This is a genomic window from Nocardioides thalensis, from assembly GCF_013410655.1.
In the GTDB taxonomy this organism is placed as follows: domain Bacteria; phylum Actinomycetota; class Actinomycetes; order Propionibacteriales; family Nocardioidaceae; genus Nocardioides; species Nocardioides thalensis.
The window spans coordinates 771438-791484 of sequence record NZ_JACCFP010000001.1; the positions used below are offsets into that span (position 1 = coordinate 771438).

Below are 20047 nucleotides of genomic sequence, written 5' to 3' on the forward strand. Positions count from 1 at the left end.
AACGCCGCCCGTGCCCGGCGGGTTATGCCGGCTCGTGCTCGAGCAGGTGGAGGACCGGCACGCCCAGCTTGCGGCGGGCGCGGGAGGTCCAGTCGACGTGGAAGAACTCGGCGACGACGTGCGGCCGGGTCAGGACGATGGCCTCGGAGCCGGAGACCTCGCCGACTTTCGCGATCAGCGCGTCGACCGGCGGGCCGGCGACGATCGTGCCCTCGCCGACGGTCGCGCCGGTGGCCTCGAGAGCGGCGACGGTGGCAGCAAGCTCGCGCTCGGCGCGCTCGCGGTTCTCCTCGCGCATGGCCTCGATCTCGGCCGTGCTCGGCGTGACCGCGGGGGCCATCAGGTCGGCGCCGCCCATCACCCCGAGGGACGCCTCGACCGCGGCAGCGGCGTCGGCCATCGGCAGCAGCACGTGGTAGACCACCACGGCATCGAGCGACTCGTGCAGCGCCCGCACCTGGGCGGCGTCGGCGGCGGTGAGCGCCTGCTCGACCAGGAGGACCACGTCGTACCGTTCCTGGAGCTCTGTGCCCATGTTCCAGTATTACCCCTCGGCAGCCCCCGGTCCCAGCACGTCGGCCAAGTCGTAATTCACCGGTTGCTCGAGCTGCTCGTAGCCGCAGGAGCGCGGGTCACGGTCCTCGCGCCAGCGCTTGAAGTGCGCGGTGTGGCGGAACCGGCTGCCCTCCATCGCGTCGTACTTCACCTCGAGCACGCGCTCGGGCCGCAGCGGCGTGAACGACAGGTCCTTGCCCTGGCTCCACCGGCTCTGGGTGCCCGGCTGGCGCCCCGGGTTGGCGACCAGGAACTCCTGCCACTTGCCCCACGGATGGTCCTCGATCGGGCACACCAGCGGCTGCAGCTCCTCCCACAGCTCGGCCCGCCGCGCCTCGGTGAAGCTCGCCGAGACGCCGATGTGGTGCAGGTCGTCCCCGACGTACAACCCGAGCAGCAGGCTGCCGATCAGCGGACGCTCCGGCGTGCTCGTCTTGTGCTCGCGATAGCCGGCGAGCACCACGTCGGCGGTGCGCTCGTGCTTGATCTTCAGCATGGTGCGGGCGTTGGGCTGGTACGGCGCCGCGAGCGGCTTGGCGACCACGCCGTCGAGGCCGGCGCCCTCGAACGTGTGGAACCACTCCTCGGCGACGGCCGGGTCGGTGCTGGTGCGGGTGAGGTGGCAGGGCCCGTCGGGCGGCAGGTCGGCGAGCGCCTCCTCGAGGGCGGCACGCCGTACGGCGAAGGGCTTGTCGACGAAGGAGCGGTCGTCGAGGGCCAGGAGGTCGAACGCCACGAAGCTGGCCGGCGTCTGCTCGGCGAGCAGGTTGATGCGGCTCTCGGCGGGGTGGATCCGCTCCTGGAGCACCTCGAACTGAAGCCGGTCGCGACCGTCGGTCGGCAGCGCCACGAAGATCTCGCCGTCGAGCACGCACCGAGAGGGCAGCTGCTCCCGCGCGGCGGCCACGAGCTCGGGGAAGTAGCGGGTCAGGGGCTTGGTGTTGCGGCTCGCGAGCTCGACCTCGTCACCGTCCTTGAACAGGATGCAGCGGAAGCCGTCCCACTTCGGCTCGAACGACAGGCCGCGGCCGCCGTACACCCCGTCGGGGTCGAACTTCGCCGGGTCGGGCACGCCCTTCACGGCCTTGGCGAGCATCGGCTGGACGGGCGGCATCACGGGCAGGTCCACGCGAGTGAGACTAGTGACCCGCCCGCGAATCATCGGGCCGCGTCGGCAGGATCCGCTCGATGTAGTCGGCCGCGGACTTGAAGATGTCGACCTCGTGCCCGGCCTGCTCGGAGAGGTACCACCGGTGCACGAGCACCTCGTGGAAGAACTCGGCCGGCTCCAGCTTGGCGCGCGCCTCGGGCGGCACCATCGCCGTCAGCGGCTCGTAGACCTCGAGCAGCCACCGGTTGGCGACCACCGTGCGGTCGAGGTCGCCGAGGCCGTGGTGCGCGGTGAATGCGGCGATGTCGTTGAGCAGCCGCCGCGCCTGGGCGTCCTCGACGTCCAGCCCGGTGAGCGCCGACAGCTCGCGCCGATGGTGGCCGGCCTCGACCACCTTGGGCTGGATACGCACGCGGCCGCCCTCGCCGCCGGTGGCGCTGCCCTCGGTGACGATGTCGAGCTCGTCGACGTCGAAGCCGAGGTCGTTGAGCCGCTCGATGCGCTTCTCGATCCGCCACATCTCGCCCGACTCGAACTCCTCGACCGCGGTGAGGTCGGCCCACAGCGCGCGGTAGCGCTCCTCGAGCATGTCGATGATCTCGTGGCCCGGCACCTCGGCATCGAGCTCGGCCGAGGCCTGGAGGTCCATCAGCTCGGCGAAGACGTTCTCGCGCGCGATGGTGATGTCGTGCTCGCGCATCCGGTCGGACAGGGTCGGCGTCAGCTCGCCGGTCTCGGCGTCCACGAGGTACGCCGCGAAGCCGCCCGCGTCGCGCCGGAAGAGGACGTTGGACAGCGACACGTCGCCCCAGTAGAAGCCGGCGAGGTGCAGGCGGACGAGGAGCACCACCATCGCGTCGATGAGGTTAGGCAGCCGCTCAGCGCCCAGGCCCTGCTGGAAGAGCGAGCGGTAGGGCAGCGAGAAGTGCAGGTGCTCGGTGAGCAGCGTCGCCGGGAGCTCGTCGCCGTCGATGTCGGTGCGGCCGGTGACCACGCCCTTGGCGGTGACCGTCGGCAGCCCGCGCTGGCGCAGCTCGCGCAGCATGCGGTACTCCCGGAAGGCGATCGCCTCCTCGGTCTCCTTGGCGACGAGCGTCTGGCGCTCGACCTGGATGATCCGGACCACGTGGCGCGACAGGCCGCGCGGCAGCCGGACGACCGGAGGCTCCGGCCACTCCGCCAGCGAGGAGGACCAGGGCAGCGTCAGCAGCGCCGGGTCGGGTCTGCTGGCGACGACGTGCAGCGCCATAGCGGCAACTTACGCCGCCGGGCACCTACCGCGCGTGCGCCGCCCGCGACGGCCTGTTCTCGGCGAACCACTGCCGGAACGTCATCGGCTGCTCGAGGTCGACGCCCTTGTTGGCGGCTGCGTAGTCCCGAACCGCCTTCTCGAGGTCGCGGCGGCCGCTGGGACGCTCGATCAGCTCCTGGTAGGTCAGGAACAGGCGACGGCTGTACTGCTTCGTTGCGGACACGAGGGAGCCTCCCGAATGGCGGATCGTGCGGACCTCCGGCATCGTGCCCGATCCTGCCGGGGATGGCCAACCGAGGTCCGGACAACGGATACGGCGGTCGCCGGTTCGGGCGGCAGGGCGTGGGCTGACTAACATTGGCGGGCGCCCGCGGGTGCACGCCGGTGTAGCTCAGTTGGTAGAGCGCCTCACTTGTAATGAGGATGTCGCGGGTTCGACTCCTGTCACCGGCTCCGACCTCAAGTTTCCTTGAAGTACGGCGCGCGACGCGCCATCATCGCGACGTGACCCTCCTGACCATCGGCCAGCTGTCCGAGCGCTCCGGCGTCGCGCCGAGCGCGATCCGGTTCTACGAGTCCGAGGGCCTGATCCACTCGACCCGCACCACCGGCAACCAGCGCCGCTACGAGCAGTCGACGCTGCGCCGGGTGGCGTTCATCCGGGCGGCCCAGCGCGTCGGGCTCTCGCTGACGGAGGTCGGCGAGGCGCTGCGCACCCTCCCCGACAACCGCACGCCGACGAAGTCCGACTGGCACCGCATCAGCCGCGAGTGGCGGCCGCGTCTCGACGAGCAGATCCGCCGGATCGAGCTGCTCCGCGCGCGCCTCGACAGCTGCATCGGCTGCGGCTGCCTCAGCATGAAGAGCTGCGCGTTGAGCAACCCCGGCGACGTCGCGGCCGAGCACGGCACCGGCGCGGTGCTGCTCGAGCCCTGAGTCGGAGCTCTTCGGTCAGCGCAGCTGCCGCGCCGCGAACCGCGTCGGCGGTACGGCGATCGCGTCCTGTGCGCCGACGATCTGGAGCTCGCGCGTGCCCGCGGCGAGCGTCGCCTCCAGCACCGCGAAGACCGAGCCCGCCGTACGCTCCAAGGCGACGGCCGGCGAGCCGCTGTCGAGCAGGTGCGCGAGGTAGAGCGCCGCGGTGATGTCGCCCCCGCCGTTCGGCGCGATCGGCAGCAGGGGAGTGGTCACCGACCACGCGCCGTCGTCGGAGACCGCAATCATCTCCAGCAGCTCCTCCTCGCCCTCCCAGCCGGGGTCGTCGTAGCGGACCGACGTGACCAGGACCTGCCGCGGCCCGCGGGCCCGCACCGCGTCGACGGCGGCGAGGACCTCGGCCTCGGTGGTGGTCGTAGTGCCGGCGAGGAAGTCGAGCTCGAAGTGGTTGGGCGTGATCAGGTCCGCCCTCGGCACGACCTCGTCGCGCATGAACTCCGGGATCCCGGGCCGCACGAACATGCCGCGGCCGACGTCGCCCATCACCGGGTCGCAGCAGTAGACGGCGTCCGGGTTGGCCGCCTTGACCCGCGCGACCGCGTCGAGGATGACCGCGCCGACGGCCGGGTCGCCCTGGTAGCCGGAGAGGACCGCGTCCGCGGTGCCGAGCACGCCGCGGTCGTCGATCCCGTCGATCACCTCGCGCACGTCGGCCGGGTCGAGCAGCGGCCCGCGCCAGGCGCCGTACCCCGTGTGGTTGGAGAAGTGGACCGTGAGCACCGGCCAGACCTCGTGCCCGAGGCGCTGCAGCGGGAAGACCGCCGCGGAGTTGCCGACGTGGCCGTAGGCGACCGAGGACTGGATCGACAGGATGCGCATGAGCCCATCGTCGCAGCCGGAGGTTTCGAGGCTCCTCGCTGCGCTCGTCGCACCTCAACCACCGGCAAACATGAAACCCTTTCGTGAAGAAACTAGAACGCGTTACAGTTGCTCGACCGCTGCACATCGAAGGGGATGGACATGGCCCGAAGGCGCCCGCACCACAGCAACGAGGCCGACTACGTCGTGGTCGGCTCCGGCAGCTCCGGCTCGATCATCGCCGGCCGCCTGGCCGAGTCGGGCGCCAGCGTGATCCTGCTCGAGGCGGGCAAGACCGACCAGCAGCTGCTGACAAAGCTCCCCGGGATGATCGGCCCGATGCACGCCGAGCCGAAGCTGAAGAAGCTCAACGACTGGGGCTTCTACTCCGTGCCGCAGGAGAACATGGACGGCCGCAGGATGCCGGCTCCCCGCGGCAAGGTGCTCGGCGGCTCGAGCTCGGTCAACGGCATGGTCTACGTGCGCGGCAACCGCGCCAACTACGACTCGTGGGCCGCCGAGGGCAACACCGGCTGGTCGGCCGACGACGTCAACCCCGCGTTCAAGCGCTACGAGGACTTCGAGGACGGCGAGAACGACTACCGCGGCGCCGGCGGGCCGATCAAGATCACCCGCAGCAAGACGCCGCAGGAAGCCACCGCCCAGTTCATCCAGGCGACCGCCGACACCCTCGGCGTGAAGATCCTCGACGACTACAACGCCGCCGAGCAGGAGGGCATCGCCCGGATGCAGCAGAACGCCTCCGGCGGCCTGCGGTACTCCTCCTCCCGCGGCTACGTCCACCACCTCGCACCGCGCACCCTCGAGGTGCAGACCCGCGTGCAGGCCACGAAGGTCGTCGTCGAGAACGGCCGCGCCACCGGCGTCGAGGTCGCCGACCTCGACAAGGCCGGCAAGGTCGCCACGACACGGCGCTTCATCCGGGCCGGCAAGGAGGTCATCGTCTCCTCCGGGTTCATCGGCAGCCCCCAGCTGCTGATGCTCTCCGGCATCGGCCACCCCGACCACCTCGCGTCCGTCGGCATCGAGTGCATCGCCGACCTGCCGGTGGGCGACAACCTGCACGACCACCTCTTCCACCCGCTGACGTTCCACGTCCCGTCGGTCACCCACCGCGGCACGCCGATCTACTTCGGCAAGGGCCTGGTGAGGGAGAAGACCCGGGGCGGCTCGTTCCTCGCCAACTCGGTGTTCGAGTCGGTCGGCTTCGTGCGGACGTCGTACGCCGGTGACGGCCCGCCGGACCTGCAGCTGCACATGCTGCCGTGGTCCTACCCCACGCCCAACCAGGACGCCCCGGTGCGGCACGAGGTCGACCCACGGCCGTCGATGACGGTGTTCTCGACCCTGATCTACCCGCGCAGCCGTGGCACCCTGCGCCTCGCGTCGAGCGACCCGCTCGCCGCGCCGCTCATCGACTACGGCTACTTCCGCGAGCCCGACGACGTGTCCGTGCTCGCCGAGGGCACCGAGATGATCCGCGAGATCATGCGTGCCGCCGCGTTCGGCGGCGCGGTCAAGGGTGCCATCCACCCCGACCCCGGGTTGACCGGGCAGGCGCTGCGCGACGCCCTCAAGCAGCGGTCGACGTCGGTCTACCACGGCGTCGGCACCTGCCGGATGGGCGTCGACGAGCGCGCGGTCGTCGGCCCGGACCTGAAGGTGCGCGGCATCGAGGGGCTGCGCGTCGCGGACGCCTCGATCATGCCGTCGATCACGGGCGGCAACACCAACGCGCCGTGCTACATGATCGGCGAGCGCGCGGTCGACTTCATCCTCGGCAGGGCCTGATGACGGCAACGGGCGGTACGGCGCTGCGGCGGCCGGCGTCGGTGACCGACGAGCTGCTCGAGCGGCTCGTCGCCCGGGTCCCGGGCTCGAGCGGCGCCACGTGGAAGCTGGCCGAGGTCTACACCGGCGAGGTGCTCGTCGAGCTGCCGCAATCGACGCCGACCGACATCGAGCGTGCCTTCCACGAGGCACGTGCGGCCCAGAAGCTGTGGTCGCAGTGGTCGGTGAAGAAGCGGCTCGAGGTCTTCGAGCGCGCCCACACGCTGCTCGTCGACAACGCCCTGACGACCGCCGACCTCATCCAGGTCGAGAGCGGGAAGAACCGGCGGATGGCGGTCGAGGAGACCTGCGACCCGCCGATGATCATCAGCCACTACCTCAAGCGCGCCCCGTCGCTGCTCAAGCCGAAGACGCGCGGCGGCCCGATCCCGTTCCTGTCCACCTCGACCGAGGTGCACGTCCCCAAGGGCGTCGTCGGGATCATCGCCCCGTGGAACTTCCCGTTCGCCACCGGACTGTCCGACGCGATCCCGGCGCTGATGGCGGGCAACGCGGTCGTGGTGAAGCCCGACAACAAGACGGCGCTCTCGCCGCTCTACGGCATCTCGCTGCTCGAGGAGGCGGGCCTGCCCAAGGGCCTGTTCCAGGTCGTGTGCGGCGAGGGCCCCGATGTCGGGCCGACGCTGATCGACAACGCGGACTACATCATGTTCACCGGCTCGACCGCGACCGGTCGGGTCATCGGCGAGCGGGCCGGCCGCAACCTGATCGGCTGTTGCCTGGAGCTCGGCGGCAAGAACCCGATGATCGTGCTCGACGACCTCGACGAGGCGGGCGTCGAGGAGTGGGTCCAGTCCTCGGTCTTCGCGGTGTTCGGCAACACCGGTCAGATCTGCATGCACATCGAGCGGATCTACCTGCCCGACTCGCGCTACGACGAGCTGTCCGCCGCGTTCGTGAAGGCGGCTGAGGGGCTGAAGATCGGCGCCGCATACGACTTCGGCCCCGAGATCGGGTCTCTCGTCTCCGTCGACCACAAGGACCGCGTCGCGTCCCACGTCGCCGACGCCGTGGCGAAGGGCGCGACCGTGCGCACCGGCGGCCGGGAGCGGCCCGAGATCGGCCCCGCGTTCTTCGAGCCGACCGTGCTCGAGGGCGTCACGAAGGACATGCTCGCCGGGCAGACGGAGACGTTCGGTCCGGTCGTGGCGCTGCACCGCTACCGCACGGTGGACGAGGCGGTCCACCTGGCCAACGACACCGACTACGGCCTCAACGCCTCGGTCTGGTCGGGCGACATCGCCCGCGCCGAGGCGGTGGCCGCGCGGATCGAGTCCGGCAACGTCAACATCAACGACGGCCTCGCCACGGCGTACGCCTCCAAGGGCACCCCGTCGGGCGGCGTGAAGAACTCCGGCGTCGGCGCGCGCCACGGCGACCAGGGCCTGCTGAAGTACACCGACGTCAAGAACGTCGCGGTGCTGAAGAAGCAGGTGCTCGGCGCCCGCCCCGGCCAGGACTACGACGCCTACGTGAAGCAGATGCTGAGCTCCCTCAAGCTGATGAAGAAGCTCCGCATCCGCTGATCCGGGCCGAGTCGGCTCATCTTCTCGCCCCGAATGGCCCGAGTCGGCGCGTGATCACGCGCCGACTCGGCGAAGAGGACACCTGATGCGTGATCAGGCGGGTCAGGCCTCGATGGCCTCCGTCTTCTGGGTGGGCTCGACGCCCGCGATCTGGATCTTCCGCGGCTTGGCCTTCTCGGCGACGGGTACGACGAGCCGCAGCACGCCGGAGTCGTAGCCGGCCTCGATCCGCTCGAGGTCGAGGTTGTCGCCCAGGACGAGCTGGCGGCTGAACTGGCCGTGCACCCGCTCCGACGCGAGCTTCTGCCAGTCACCGTTGCCGGCGACGCGCTCGGCCTTGACGGTGAGCACGTTGCGCTCGACGTCGAGGTCGATCGTCTCCGGGTTGACGCCCGGGAGGTCGAACTCGATGACGAACTTGTCGCCCTCGCGCCACGCGTCCATCGGCATCACGGCGGGGCGGTTGGTCGTGCCCCAGCCGGAGCCCAGCAGCTGCTGGGTGATGCGGTCGAAGTCGCGGAACGGGTCAGTAGAACGCAGCAACATGGTTTCCTCCTCGGTGGAGTTGTCGGGACACGATCTGCAACAACCGTTATAGATAATCTGTTCCGGAGAATCAAGTAGGATCGGAGTCGAGGAGGTGACCGGATGTCCGACGAGAACCGCGGCGTCTTCGCCATCTCGGTGGCCGCCGAGATGGTGTCGATGGAGATCCAGAACCTGCGCGTCTACGAGCGCCGCGGGCTGGTCGAGCCCGATCGCAGCCCGGGCGGCACGCGCCTCTACAGCCCGCGCGACGTCGAGCGCCTTCACCGCGTCCGCGACCTGCTCGCCGAAGGCCTCAACCTCGCCGGCATCCGTCGTGTGCTCGAGCTGGAGGACGAGGTCGACCGCCTGCGCCGCAAGCTCGCTCGCCGCTAGGGTGCCTGCGTGACCGACGGCAGCACCGCGTACGACGCCGCGCGCGGAGCCGTCGCCGACGCTGCTCGGCGCCTCGCGGCCGAGGGCCTTCTGATCGGTACGGCGGGCAACGTGAGCGTCCGGATCGCCGGCTCCGACCTGATCGCCGTGACGGCGACCGGGGTGGTGCTCGCCGACTGCGGGCCGGAGCACGTCTCGGTCGTCGACGCCACGGGCGCAGTGGTCGCCGGAGAGCTGGCGCCCACCTCGGAGCTCGAGCTGCACCAGGCGGCGTACGCGACCGCCGCGACGGGCGCCGTGGTGCACACCCACGCGCCGTACGCCACCGCCGTGGCGTGCGTGCTCGACGAGCTGCCCGTCCTGCACTACCAGCAGCTGCTGCTCGGCGGCAGCGTCCGGGTGGCGCCGTACGCCACCTTCGGCACGACCGAGCTCGCGGGCGGCGTCGCCGCCGCCCTGGAGGGCCGCGCCGCCGCGCTGATGGCCAACCACGGCGCAGTGACCACGGGCGCCGCCCTCGACAAGGCCGTGGACGCGGCGCTGCTCCTCGAGTGGTGCTGCCGGCTCTACGTCAACGCCGCCCGGATCGGCACCCCGCGCGTGCTCGACGACGCGCAGCAGGCGGCCGTCATCGAGGCCGCGATCGCTCGCCGCTACGGCACCACCCGACCGGCGGAGGAGACCCCGTGACCGAGAAGATGACCATCGCCGTCGTGGGCGTCCACGTGCTCGACACCCACGTGCTGCGGGTGGAGTCGATCCCCGAGGGCTCCGACGGGGCGCTCGTCGACACGATCCGGATGTCGCCCGCCGGCACTGCCGGGGGCACCGGCGTGGTCCTCGGCCGGCTCGGCGCGGACGTCCACTCCATCGGGGCCGTCGGCGACGACCCGATCGGGGACGCCCTCGTCGGGCTGCTCCAGCGCGAGGGCCTCGACACGAGCCGCCTCGTGCGCCGTACCGACCAGCAGACGTCGGCCTCGGTCCTCCCGGTGCGGCCCAACGGCGACCGGCCGGCGTGGCACGTCGTCGGCGCCAACGGCAGCCTCACCCTCGACGACATCGACCTGGCGTCGGTGCCGGGCCTGACCCACGTGCACCTGGGCGGGCCGGAGTTCCTCGGCGGTCCGGCGGCCGGAGAGCTGCTCGCGCAGGCGCGGGAGATGGGCTGCGTGACGTCGGTCGACGTGCTCGCGCCGGGCGACCCGGACCTGCTCGCGTGGATCGCCGACTGCCTGCCGCACACCGACTACCTGCTGCCCAACGACGAGCAGGTGCTCGGCTTCACCGGAGCTGCCTCGCTCGAGGAGGGCGCCCGCGCGCTCGTCGACGCCGGCGCCGGCTGCGTCGCCGTCACCCACGGCGCCAAGGGCGCGCTGGTGGTCACCGCCGACACGGTCGCCGCGGTTCCGGCGTACGAGATCGGCGTCGTCGACACCACCGGCTGCGGCGACGCGTTCTCGGCGGGCTTCCTTCGCGGCCTGTCGCTCGGCCACGACCTCGAGGCCGCGGCCCGGCTCGGCTGCGCGACGGCCGCGCAGGTCGCTCAGGGCGTCGGCACCGACCACGGGACCTACGACCTGGACGTGGTCCTGTCGTTCGCCGAGTCGGCAGAAGTTCGCGCCTGAGCGGGGCCGAGTCGGCAGAAGGTCACGCGTGAGAGGGACCGAGTCGGCGCGTGATCACTGGCCGACTCGGCGCCCTACACGCGTGAAGACCGGCCGACTCGGTGCCCTACAGACGTGAAGACGGGCCGACTCGCGTCAGGCGACTTGCAGGGAGCGCTTCGAGAGGCCCATCCAGAAGCCGTCGATGACCTGGAGGCCGGGGGTGCCGGGGTCGGTCGCCGCGCCGAGCGTGACGAACAGCGGGCTGTAGTGCTCGACGGTCGGGTGGGCGTAGGGCATGCCCGGGGCCTTCGTGCTGTACGCCGCCAGCGTGTCGACGTCGCCGGCGCTCAGCGCCTCGGCCGCCCACGCGTCGAAGTCGCGCGACCAGCCGGGCGCGTCGGCCTCGATGCGGAAGTCGCGGAGGAACGGCAGCCCGTGGGTGAGGAAGCCCGACCCGATGATGAGGACGCCCTCGTCGCGAAGCGGCCGGAGCCGCTCGCCGAGCCGCAGCAGCCGCTCCGGGTCGTGGGTGGGCAGCGACATCTGGAGCACGGGGATGTCGGCCTCGGGATACATGATCCGCAGCGGCACCCACGCCCCGTGGTCGAGGCCGCGCGAGACGTGCTGGTGCACCGGCTCGGTGTCGGGCATCGTCGCCGCGATCCGCTCGGCGAGCGCGGTGGCGTCGGGGGTGCGGTAGGTCATCCGGTAGTACTTCGGGTCGAAGCCGCCGAAGTCGTAGACCAGCTCGGCGCCGCTCGCGCTGAGCGAGACCGGCGCGGACTCCCAGTGGGCGCTCACGATCAGGATCGCCTTCGGCCGCGGCAGGTCCTGCGCCCACGCTGCGAGCTGGCCCGACCAGATCGGGTCGTCGAGCAGGGGCGGCGCACCGTGACCGATGTAGAGCGCAGGCATGCGGCCGTCGTAGGTCTCCATGCCGATTAGAACCGTTGAAGATTCAACTTCATTCCCCGTCCACGGGCGGCAGGGTCCAGTCGACCGGAGCGCCGCCGCGCTCGCCCAGCAGCTGGTTGACCCTGCTGAACGGCCGCGACCCGAAGAACCCGCGGTGCGCCGACAGCGGCGACGGGTGCGCGGACTCGACGTACGGGATCGGGCCGAGGTGCGGCACCAGTGTCTGCGCGTCGCGCCCCCACAGGACCGCGGCCATCGGCGCGCCGGCCTCGGCCCGCCGTACCAGGGCCTGGATCGCGCACGCTGTCACGTGCTCCCAGCCCTGGCCGCGGTGCGACGCGGGGGAGCCGGGCCGGACGGTCAGCACCCGGTTGAGCAGCATCACGCCCTGCTCGGTCCACGCGGACAGGTCGCCGTGCTCCGGAGGTACGACGCCCGCGTCCTCCGCGAGCTCGCGGTAGATGTTGACCAGGCTCTTGGGGAGCGGCCGCACGGCCGGGTCGACCGCGAAGCACAGGCCGATCGGGTGCCCCGGAGTGGGGTACGGGTCCTGCCCCACCACCAGCACCCGCACGTCGGCCAGCGGTCGCCGGAACGCACGGAAGACGTCGTCGCCCGCCGGCAGGTAGGGCCGCCCGGCCGCGAGCTCGGCGCGGAGGAAGCGGCCCATCGCCGCCACCCGGTCCTCGACCGGCGCGAGCGCCTCCGCCCAGTCGGGTGCCATCAGTCCCTTGTCCACGAGTCCTTGGAGCGTGCTCACAACCCCGAACCCTGCCATCTCGAACGCCGAGGTCTGCCAGTTCGCGCCCCGAGGTGTGCCAGTTCGGCCAGCCAGTAGGTTCTGAGGCATGAGCAGCGAGCCGACCGTGACCAACAACCCCGACCGCAACCGCTTCGAGATCACGACCGAGGACGGGCGCCTGGCGGGCTTCGCGCAGTACGTGCCCGGCGACGGCGTCCGCGACTTCAACCACACCGTGGTCAAGGACGAGTTCGAGGGCCAGGGGATCGGCGGCCGGCTGGCGCGGGCTGCGCTCGACCAGACCCGGTCCGAGGGGCTCAAGGTGCTCGCCACCTGCCCGTTCATCAAGAGCTGGATCGACAAGCACCCCGACTACCAGGACCTGCTCGCCTGAGGGTCTCGTGACGGCGCTGGGCGCCTCCTCGACCACCGGAGAAAATGCAGTAGCGACGCCCCTCTCCCTCCCAGGGGCGTCGCCAATGCGCAATCCAGCGGCATGCTGAATCCGACGCGGACCACGGCACTCTCTGGTCCGCCGGCGGCGGCCACCCAGTCGGGGGCGCCGGTCCCGGAGGGGCTCCCTCCAGTCTCCTGCCGTGGTTCCGCGTCGGTGAGAGAAATCTACGAAGGCCGGGACCCTCCCGGGATCGGGCAAGAGTCCGACGTTGCCTAGTCACTTGTGACTAGGCGACCTCTCTACTTCGCGCCCAGCGCCCGCGAGGCGGCTGAGCCGTGCTTGCGCTTGCGGTTGGTGCCGATCCGGGTCGTCGACTCCGGCGTGGCCTTCGGCTCGGCCGCGGCCGGCTCGTCGGTCGACCACTCGGCGATCCACTCGTCCATCACCGGCCACGTCGTGTGCCGCGCCGCCCGGCCGGTCAGCATCCCGAGGTGCCCGCCCGGCACGATCTCGAACCGGACCGCGGGAGCCCCGGTCAGCAGCGGTACGACGGCCCGGACAGCACCGACCGGCGCGATCCCGTCGGTCGAGCCGCCGAACACCAGCACCGGCACCTTCACCTCGGCCAGGTCGATCGTGCGGTCGTCGAGCTCGAAGACACCGGTCGCGAGCTGGTTGCCCTTCGCGAACCGGTGGTAGAGCTGGCCGAACGTGCGGCCGGGGTAGGCGATCATGTTGTCGGTGAACCGGTCGACCGCCTCGATCTGGGCGAGGAACTCGGTGTCGTCGATGTGGGTCGCCAGCGCCAGCGGCTTGGTCACCATCTTCTGGAACGACGACAGCTGGAACGCCCACCGCACCACGGGCTTCGGAGCGCCGCCGAGCAGCTGGTAGCCCTTGGTGATCGGGCCCTTGCCGTTGAACCAGTTGAGCAGCGGCCGCAGCGGCGCCACGAGCGGCACCTGGCTGACGTCGATCGGCGAGCCGACGACGGTCAACGACGCGATCGGCAGGTCGGTGGAGTCGGCGGTCGCGAGCAGCGCGAAGATGCCGCCGAGGCTCCAGCCGATCACGTGCACGGGACGGCCGCCGGCGTGCTCCGAGGCGGCCCGGATCGCGCTCGGCACCACCTCGTCGATCCAGTGCTCGATGCCGAGGTTGCGGTCGCGGAAGGAGACCTCGCCGTACTCCACGAGGTACGTCGGCCGCCCTCCGGTGACGAAGTGCTCGACGAGGGAGCACCCGCGGCGCAGGTCGTAGCAGATCGCCGGCGCGGCGAGCGGGGTCACGAGCAGGACCGGGTCGCCGGTCTCCTTGACGGTCCCGGAAGGGCGGTAGTGGTAGACCTCGCGCAGGGTGCCGTCGTCGATGAGCGTGCGCGGCATCGGACGCAGGTCGGCGAGCCCGCCGTACAGCACCTTGTGGCCGACGTTGCTCGCCGCCGCGACCACGCGATCGGGTCCGGGGACCAGACCGGCGCCGGGGAGCGAGCGGAGCGGGACCAGTGCCATGTCCCGCAGGGTAATGCTCAGGAGCGGTTCGCGGGGCGGACGACCTTCTGGTGGTCGGTGTGCACCTGGTCCTCGAGCTCGGTCATGAAGCTGCTGGCCCACGCCTTCACGTCGTGCTGGCGGATCTGCTTGCGCATGGCGCGCATCCGGCGGGTGAGCTCCTTGGGCTCGGCCTGGTAGGCCTCGAGCAGCGCCGTCTTCATGCCGTTGATGTCGTAGGGGTTGACCAGCCACGCCTGCCGCAGCTCGTCGGCGGCGCCGGCGAACTCCGACAGCACCAGCGCGCCGTCGTCCTCGACGCGGCACGCGACGTACTCCTTGGCGACGAGGTTCATGCCGTCGCGGTACGGCGTGACGACCATGATGTCGGCGGCCCGGTAGAGCGCGGCCATTTCCTCGCGGGGGTACGACGTGTGCAGGTAGCTGATCGCCGGGCGGCCGATGCGGCCGAGGTCGCCGTTGAGGCGGCCGACCAGGCGCTCGATCTCGTCGCGGAGCAGCCGGTACTGCTCGACCTGCTCGCGGGAGGGCACCGCCACCTGCACGAACACGGCGTCCTCGACGTCGAAGTGCCCGTCGCGGATCAGCTCGCCGAACGCGCGGAGGCGCGCGTAGATCCCCTTGGTGTAGTCGAGGCGGTCGATGCCGAGGAAGATCGTGCGCGGGCTGCCGAGCGCCTCGCGCAGCGCCTTCGCCCGCTCGACGACCTGGTCGGAGTTGGCGAGGTCCTCGAAGCCGGCGGCGTCGATCGAGATGGGGAACGCGGCCGCGCGGACCACCCGGCCGTCGGGGAGGTAGACCAGGTCGCGGTGGGTCTTGTGGCCGACCCGCTGCCGCACCAGGCGCACGAAGTTCTGCGCCGCGCCGGGCAGCTGGAACCCGACCAGGTCGGCGCCGAGCAGGCCCTCGAGCAGCTGCCGGCGCCACGGCAGCTGCTGGAACAGCTCCGCCGGCGGGAACGGGATGTGCAGGTAGAAGCCGATCCGCAGGTCGGGGCGCAGCTCGCGGAGGTACTGCGGCACCAGCTGGAGCTGGTAGTCGTGCACCCACACGGTCGCGTTCTTGGCGGCGAGGTCGGCGGCCTTCTCGGCGAAGCGCCGGTTGACCTTGACGTACTCGTCCCACCACTCCCGGTGGAACTCGGGCTTGGCCACGAGGTCGTGGTAGAGCGGCCACAGGGTGCCGTTGGCGAATCCCTCGTAGTGACCCTCGATCTCGTCCTGGGTCATCGACAGCGGCACCAGGGCGAGGCCGTCCTCCTCGAAAGGCTTCAGCTTCTGGTCGGTGCCGCCGGGCCAGCCGATCCACACACCCCCGCCGTGGGTGCGCATCACCGGCTCGATCGCGGCGACCAGCCCGCCGGGCGAGCGGCGCCAGCCCGTCTCTCCGTTGGGCAGCGTGACGCGGTCGACGGGGAGACGATTGGCCACGATCACGAGGTCATTGCCCACGTTGTCCACCTTAGTCTTCGGTCCGGTCGTTGCGGCGCCCGGCGAAGGTGTCGGGCTGGCTGGATAGTTACCCGGTTTCCAAATCCCTAGCGTCGACGACATGACCCAGACGATGCTTCTCCCCGTGGCGACTACGTACGACGACCGGCCGTCGCTGGTGCGCCGGACGCTGCTCGACAGCGCCTACTCGTTCACCGCGCTGCTGCTCGCCGTACCCGCCTTCTCGCTCGTGGTCGCCGGCCTGGCCGCGGGGCTCGGCACCCTCGTCGTCGCGGGCCTGGGCCTGGCGATCCTGCTCGGCACGGCGTACGTCGCCCGCGGGTTCGCGTCGGTGGAGCGGATCCGGCTGCGGTCGATGCACGGCGTCGCCACGCCGTTCCCGCGCTACAACCGCGCGGAGCCGGAGGACGGCAGGGTGCGGCAGCTGCTCACGCCCCTGCGCGACGTGCAGTCGTGGCTGGACATCCTGTGGTGCCTGCTGTCGCTGGCCACCGGGGTCTTCGCGTTCGTCCTCACCGTCTCCTGGTGGGCGACGGCGGGCGGCGGGCTCACCTACTGGTTCTGGCAGCGCTACATCCCCTACGACCCGCAGGACAACGTCACCCTCTCCGGGCTGATCGGCCTGGGCGAGGGCCGCGACGCCGAGTCGGTGCTGCTCCTCGGCATCGGGGTCGTCGCGCTGCTGACGCTGCCATTGGCGGTGCGGCTCGCCGCGGCGGCCTCCGCGTCGGTCTCGCGGGTGCTGCTGTGCAGCCGCGTCGAGATGGTCGAGCGGCTTGCGGAGTCGGAGGGGCGGCGCGAGTCGGCGCACCGCGCGGAGGCTGCGTCGCTGCGCAAGCTCGAGCGCGACATCCATGACGGACCGCAGCAGCGGCTGATCCGGCTGGGGATGGACCTCGGCCGGGCGCGCAGCCAGGTCCACGAGGACCCCGACCGGGCGGCCGCCACGCTCGACGCCGCGCTCGACCAGGCACGTGACGCCGTCGAGGAGCTGCGGGCGCTGTCGCGCGGCATCGCGCCGCCGTTGCTCGTCGACCGCGGCCTCGCCGTCGCTCTCCGCGAGATGTCCGACGGCCAGTCGTTCCCCGTGCGGCTGAACGCCTCCCTCCCGCCGCGGATGGACGAGGCGCTCGAGACCGTCGCCTACTTCGTGGTCTCCGAGGCGCTGACGAACGTCGCCAAGCACGGCGGTGCGACGCAGGCGTCCGTCGACGTAGTCGTCGCCGGCGGCTGGCTCACGGTCGTGGTCGAGGACGACGGCCGGGGCGGCGCGCGGGTCGCGCCGGGTCACGGGCTCGCCGGGCTGCAGGAGCGCCTCGCCGGGGTGGGCGGCGCGCTCCAGGTGATCTCGCCGGAGGGCGGCCCGACGCGGGTGATCGCCGAGGTGCCCTTGACGTGAGGATCGTCCTTGCCGACGACTCGGTGCTGCTGCGGGAGGGCCTGCAGCTGCTGCTCGCCGAGGCCGGCCACGAGATCGTCGGCGCGGTCGGCGACGGGCCCGCGCTGGTCGCGGCGACGCTGGAGCAGCGGCCCGACCTCGCCGTCGTCGACGTACGGATGCCGCCCTCGCACACCGACGAGGGGCTGCGGGCCGCGGTCGCCGTACGCACCGAGTGGCCGGAGGCGCGGCTGCTCGTGCTGTCGCAGTACGTCGAGGTGTCGTACGCCGACGAGCTGCTCGCGACCGGCGAGCAGGGGGTGGGTTACCTGCTCAAGGACCGGGTCACCGAGGTGCGGGAGTTCCTCGGGGCGGTCGAGGCCGTTGCCGCGGGAGGTACGGCGCTGGACCCGCTCGTGGTGCGGCAGCTCATGAACCGGCGGGCCGACCCGATCGCGCGGCTCACGCCGCGGGAGCGGGAGGTGATGACCTTGATGGCGGAGGGGCGGTCGAACGCGTCGATCGCGGAGGCGTTGGTCGTGACCTTGGGTGCGGTCGAGAAGCACACGCAGCGGATCTTCGCGAAGCTGGACCTGGCGCCGGATGACGACAGTGCGCATCGTCGGGTGTTGGCCGTGGTTCGATTTTTGGCTGCTGGCTGAGCGTTTTTCCAGTGTTGCCGGGGTGCTAGGCGGTGGGCAGGGACGGCCGCCCGGCCGGCCCCGCTCCCGGCTTGGTCGCTCCGCCGCGCTCGTACCCGTGCCGGTCGCTCGCCCCACCTCGCTCCCGGCTTGCTCGCTCCGCCGCGCTGCGGCGCTCGGTTGCTGGGCGCCGCGGTGGTTGGGGCGCCGGCGCGTCGTCGCGAAATCGCCGGGAGCGAGGTGGGTCGAGCGACCGGCCCGGGGACCCGCCGTTGGCTGTTGGTGGACGAGGCCGCGGGGATTGTGGGCTGTTGGTCGAGGAGGCCCGCCAGGGCCGTCACGAGACCTACCCGCTGCCGACCTGGGCGCGGAGGTCGTCGAGCTGGCCCATGATCGTGAGGGTCTGGGTGTGGGGGACGAGGGGTGACTCGAGCAGGCCCTCGTGGAGGCAGCGGGCGACCTCGACGGCCTCGTTGCCGTAGCCCTCGCCGATGCGGGGGACGGGCGGGTCGAAGCGGACCGGGTCGTGGTCGGGGCGGTGGAACGTGAAGTGGGTGGGGTGGTGGAACTCGGTGGGCACCTCGATCCAGCCCTCGTCGGTGCGGATGCAGGCGGTGATGGGGGAGTGGGAGGTGAAGCCGGCGGCGAGGTCGGCGAGGGTGTCGCCGGGGTAGCGGCCGGCGATCGAGACGTCGAGGTCGACCACTGGTCGGGGGGAGACGCCTTCGGGGACCGTGTCGAGGACGGCGACCGCGCGGAGGTCGAGGGCCTCGCCGAGCATCAGGTGGGCGAACGTCAGGGGGTAGATGCCGACGTCGAGCAGGGCGCCGCCGCCGAGGGCGGGGTTGCGGAGCCGGTGGTCGGGCTCGGTGACGAAGTGGAAGCTCAGGTCGGCGGAGAGGTGGCGGGGCGTGCCGAAGTCGCCGGCGCGGAGCCGGTCGGCGAGGTCGCGGATGACCGGGCTGCACGCCATCCACATCGCCTCCATGAGTAAGACGCCGGCGTCGCGCGCGGTCGTGATGAGCTGCTCCGACGTCGCGCGGTCGAGCGTGAGCGGCTTCTCGCAGAGGACCGGCTTGCCGTGCTCGATCGCCAGCAGCGCCTGCTCGAGGTGGAGGGCGTGGGGCGAGGCGACGTAGACCACGTCGACGCCGGGGTCGGCCACGACCTCCTCGTAGGAGGAGTAGGCGCGGGTGTCGCGGCCGCCGTACTCCTTCGCGAACGCGGTCGCGCGCGCCAGGTCGCGGGAGCCGACGGCGGCCAGCTCGGCGCCGGGAACGAGGGCGAGGTCGCTCGCGAACAGGGCGGCGATGGCGCCGGGGGCGAGGACGCCCCATCGCACTGGGGGCTGGGTCACGACGGGAACCCTATCGACCAGTTTCGGCGTGGGAATGACACCCGTGTGATTCGCCGTCTACAGTGGTGGAGAACGTACGTCGACCAGGGGGAGATGTGAGCATGGAGACCCAGCGAAGCAGTCAGGCCCACGCGGCCGAGGCCTCGCCTGCGGCCGAGCTCAGCGTTCGTGACCGCGAGATCCTCGAGTTCGAGCGCCAGTGGTGGAAGTACGCCGGCGCCAAGGAGACCGCCGTCCGCGAGAAGTTCGACATGAGCTCCACGCGCTACTACCAGGTCCTCAACGCCCTGATCGACCGGCCCGAGGCGCTCGAGGCCGACCCGCTGCTCGTCCGTCGTCTCCGCCGCCTCCGCTCGCAGCGGCAGCGCCAGCGCTCGGCGCGGCGCCTCGGCTTCGAGATCTGAGCGCCATGGCCGGCACGAGCCGACGCAGCGACCAGCGCGGGGCGGTGCTGCCCTCGCCGGTGATCCTCTTCAGCATCCTGGTGCTGGCGGTCGCCGCGGTGGCCTACTTCGCCACCCGCGACGCCGAGCCGACCGAGCGCGAGATCACGACCGCGTCCGACACCCCCTCCTCCGACGGCGACTCCACCGAGTCGACCGACGACGAGACCGAGGCCACCGACGAGCCGACGGAGGAGGAGACGAAGAAGCCGAAGCCGCCCATCGACAAGGCGACGGTCGGCGTCAACGTCTTCAACAACACCACCATCGCCGGGCTCGCCTCCGAGGTGCTGGCCCAGGTCGACGAGATCGGGTGGAACGCCCTGATCGCCGACAACTGGTACGGCACGATCCCGGCGACCACCGTCTACTACCCCGAGGGCATGAAGCGCGAGGGTCGCCAGTTGGCTCTCGACCTCGGCGTGCAGCGGGTGATGCCCGCCGACCTCGACAGCGACATGAGCACCGAGAACCTCACGCTGATCCTCACCGGCGAGGTCGGCTGACGCTCGGCCACTGCGACCAGCCGTCGGCGGATTTCACCCGCCGGCCACCTGCGCTGTTGCGTCCC

22 protein-coding genes and 1 tRNA gene are annotated in these 20047 nt (G+C 71.5%); 12 read left to right on the top strand and 11 right to left on the bottom strand.

What is annotated here, in order from left to right; all coding sequences use genetic code 11:
• Positions 1 to 22: 22 nt before the first annotated feature.
• Genes HNR19_RS03805 through HNR19_RS03820 form a run of 4 tightly spaced genes read right to left on the bottom strand, consistent with a single transcriptional unit; the run spans position 23 to position 3141 of the window.
• On the bottom strand, positions 23 to 535 hold the full coding sequence (locus HNR19_RS03805) for a hypothetical protein (protein WP_179666696.1): 513 nt from the start codon (positions 533 to 535) through the stop codon (positions 23 to 25).
• A 9-nt stretch (positions 536 to 544) separates the two neighbouring features.
• On the bottom strand, positions 545 to 1684 hold the full coding sequence (locus HNR19_RS03810) for an ATP-dependent DNA ligase (RefSeq protein ID WP_179666697.1): 1140 nt from the start codon (positions 1682 to 1684) through the stop codon (positions 545 to 547).
• A gap of 10 nt (positions 1685 to 1694) precedes the next feature.
• Positions 1695 to 2915 carry a DUF4032 domain-containing protein gene (locus tag HNR19_RS03815; protein ID WP_179666698.1) on the bottom strand — a complete coding sequence of 407 codons (1221 nt, stop codon included), beginning with the start codon at positions 2913 to 2915 and terminating at the stop codon, positions 1695 to 1697.
• A 25-nt stretch (positions 2916 to 2940) separates the two neighbouring features.
• Positions 2941 to 3141, bottom strand: coding sequence for a hypothetical protein (locus HNR19_RS03820; protein ID WP_179666699.1), 201 nt, complete (start codon positions 3139 to 3141; stop codon positions 2941 to 2943).
• Positions 3142 to 3298: 157 nt separating this feature from the next.
• Here HNR19_RS03820 and HNR19_RS03825 point away from each other — a divergent pair.
• Positions 3299 to 3371 (top strand) — tRNA-Thr (locus HNR19_RS03825).
• 51 nt (positions 3372 to 3422) lie between these two features.
• Positions 3423 to 3854, top strand: a complete 432-nt coding sequence (gene soxR, locus HNR19_RS03830) for a redox-sensitive transcriptional activator SoxR (RefSeq protein ID WP_343047036.1) — start codon at positions 3423 to 3425, stop codon at positions 3852 to 3854.
• Between the two features lie 15 nt (positions 3855 to 3869).
• Here the strand turns inward: soxR and pdxY are convergent, their stop codons facing one another.
• Positions 3870 to 4733, bottom strand: a complete 864-nt coding sequence (pdxY, locus tag HNR19_RS03835; RefSeq protein ID WP_179666701.1) for a pyridoxal kinase PdxY — start codon at positions 4731 to 4733, stop codon at positions 3870 to 3872.
• 141 nt (positions 4734 to 4874) lie between these two features.
• Between pdxY and HNR19_RS03840 the strand changes: the two genes are divergently transcribed.
• Together HNR19_RS03840 and HNR19_RS03845 are read left to right on the top strand one after the other, a co-directional pair.
• Positions 4875 to 6524, top strand: coding sequence for a GMC family oxidoreductase (locus HNR19_RS03840; RefSeq protein WP_179666702.1), 1650 nt, complete (start codon positions 4875 to 4877; stop codon positions 6522 to 6524).
• Complete coding sequence (locus tag HNR19_RS03845; protein ID WP_179666703.1) at positions 6524 to 8110, top strand: succinic semialdehyde dehydrogenase; 1587 nt, start codon at positions 6524 to 6526, stop codon at positions 8108 to 8110. Before HNR19_RS03840 ends, HNR19_RS03845 begins: the two co-directional genes overlap by 1 nt.
• Positions 8111 to 8212: 102 nt before the next feature.
• On the opposite strand, the gene HNR19_RS03850 is transcribed toward HNR19_RS03845, so the two are convergent.
• Positions 8213 to 8656, bottom strand: a complete 444-nt coding sequence (locus HNR19_RS03850; protein WP_179666704.1) for an Hsp20/alpha crystallin family protein — start codon at positions 8654 to 8656, stop codon at positions 8213 to 8215.
• Between the two features lie 102 nt (positions 8657 to 8758).
• Between HNR19_RS03850 and HNR19_RS03855 the strand changes: the two genes are divergently transcribed.
• Genes HNR19_RS03855 through HNR19_RS03865 form a run of 3 tightly spaced genes read left to right on the top strand, consistent with a single transcriptional unit; the run spans position 8759 to position 10659 of the window.
• Complete coding sequence (locus tag HNR19_RS03855) at positions 8759 to 9031, top strand: MerR family transcriptional regulator (RefSeq protein WP_179666705.1); 273 nt, start codon at positions 8759 to 8761, stop codon at positions 9029 to 9031.
• A gap of 9 nt (positions 9032 to 9040) precedes the next feature.
• Positions 9041 to 9721, top strand: coding sequence for a class II aldolase/adducin family protein (locus HNR19_RS03860; RefSeq protein ID WP_179666706.1), 681 nt, complete (start codon positions 9041 to 9043; stop codon positions 9719 to 9721).
• Positions 9718 to 10659, top strand: a complete 942-nt coding sequence (locus tag HNR19_RS03865; protein WP_343047037.1) for a carbohydrate kinase family protein — start codon at positions 9718 to 9720, stop codon at positions 10657 to 10659. The genes HNR19_RS03860 and HNR19_RS03865 overlap by 4 nt, the downstream gene beginning before the upstream one ends.
• Positions 10660 to 10794: 135 nt before the next feature.
• On the opposite strand, the gene HNR19_RS03870 is transcribed toward HNR19_RS03865, so the two are convergent.
• Positions 10795 to 11577 carry a dioxygenase family protein gene (locus HNR19_RS03870; protein WP_246303473.1) on the bottom strand — a complete coding sequence of 261 codons (783 nt, stop codon included), beginning with the start codon at positions 11575 to 11577 and terminating at the stop codon, positions 10795 to 10797.
• A 28-nt stretch (positions 11578 to 11605) separates the two neighbouring features.
• Positions 11606 to 12280: a uracil-DNA glycosylase gene (locus HNR19_RS03875; protein WP_179670074.1), complete on the bottom strand. Its 675-nt coding sequence runs from the start codon at positions 12278 to 12280 to the stop codon at positions 11606 to 11608.
• Between the two features lie 124 nt (positions 12281 to 12404).
• On the opposite strand from HNR19_RS03875, the gene HNR19_RS03880 reads away from it, so the two are divergent.
• Complete coding sequence (locus tag HNR19_RS03880; RefSeq protein WP_179666707.1) at positions 12405 to 12692, top strand: GNAT family N-acetyltransferase; 288 nt, start codon at positions 12405 to 12407, stop codon at positions 12690 to 12692.
• A 302-nt stretch (positions 12693 to 12994) separates the two neighbouring features.
• On the opposite strand, the gene HNR19_RS03885 is transcribed toward HNR19_RS03880, so the two are convergent.
• On the bottom strand, positions 12995 to 14206 hold the full coding sequence (locus HNR19_RS03885; RefSeq protein ID WP_179666708.1) for an alpha/beta fold hydrolase: 1212 nt from the start codon (positions 14204 to 14206) through the stop codon (positions 12995 to 12997).
• A 17-nt stretch (positions 14207 to 14223) separates the two neighbouring features.
• Positions 14224 to 15657 carry an alpha,alpha-trehalose-phosphate synthase (UDP-forming) gene (locus tag HNR19_RS03890; RefSeq protein WP_425490633.1) on the bottom strand — a complete coding sequence of 478 codons (1434 nt, stop codon included), beginning with the start codon at positions 15655 to 15657 and terminating at the stop codon, positions 14224 to 14226.
• A 100-nt stretch (positions 15658 to 15757) separates the two neighbouring features.
• Between HNR19_RS03890 and HNR19_RS03895 the strand changes: the two genes are divergently transcribed.
• Together HNR19_RS03895 and HNR19_RS03900 are read left to right on the top strand one after the other, a co-directional pair.
• A complete protein-coding gene (locus HNR19_RS03895) occupies positions 15758 to 17056 on the top strand; it encodes a sensor histidine kinase (protein ID WP_218910141.1) in 1299 nt (432 codons plus the stop codon).
• Positions 17053 to 17697: a response regulator gene (locus HNR19_RS03900; protein WP_179666710.1), complete on the top strand. Its 645-nt coding sequence runs from the start codon at positions 17053 to 17055 to the stop codon at positions 17695 to 17697. Before HNR19_RS03895 ends, HNR19_RS03900 begins: the two co-directional genes overlap by 4 nt.
• 325 nt (positions 17698 to 18022) lie before the next feature.
• Here HNR19_RS03900 and HNR19_RS03905 read toward each other — a convergent pair whose 3' ends face one another.
• Positions 18023 to 19033, bottom strand: a complete 1011-nt coding sequence (locus tag HNR19_RS03905; protein ID WP_179666711.1) for a Gfo/Idh/MocA family oxidoreductase — start codon at positions 19031 to 19033, stop codon at positions 18023 to 18025.
• Between the two features lie 101 nt (positions 19034 to 19134).
• On the opposite strand from HNR19_RS03905, the gene HNR19_RS03910 reads away from it, so the two are divergent.
• Both HNR19_RS03910 and HNR19_RS03915 read left to right on the top strand, forming a co-directional pair.
• Positions 19135 to 19437 carry a DUF3263 domain-containing protein gene (locus tag HNR19_RS03910; protein ID WP_179666712.1) on the top strand — a complete coding sequence of 101 codons (303 nt, stop codon included), beginning with the start codon at positions 19135 to 19137 and terminating at the stop codon, positions 19435 to 19437.
• Between the two features lie 5 nt (positions 19438 to 19442).
• The gene (locus HNR19_RS03915) at positions 19443 to 19982 is read left to right on the top strand and encodes a LytR C-terminal domain-containing protein (protein ID WP_179666713.1); all 540 of its coding nucleotides are present in this window, start codon (positions 19443 to 19445) and stop codon (positions 19980 to 19982) included.
• The last annotated feature ends 65 nt before the right edge of the window (positions 19983 to 20047 follow it).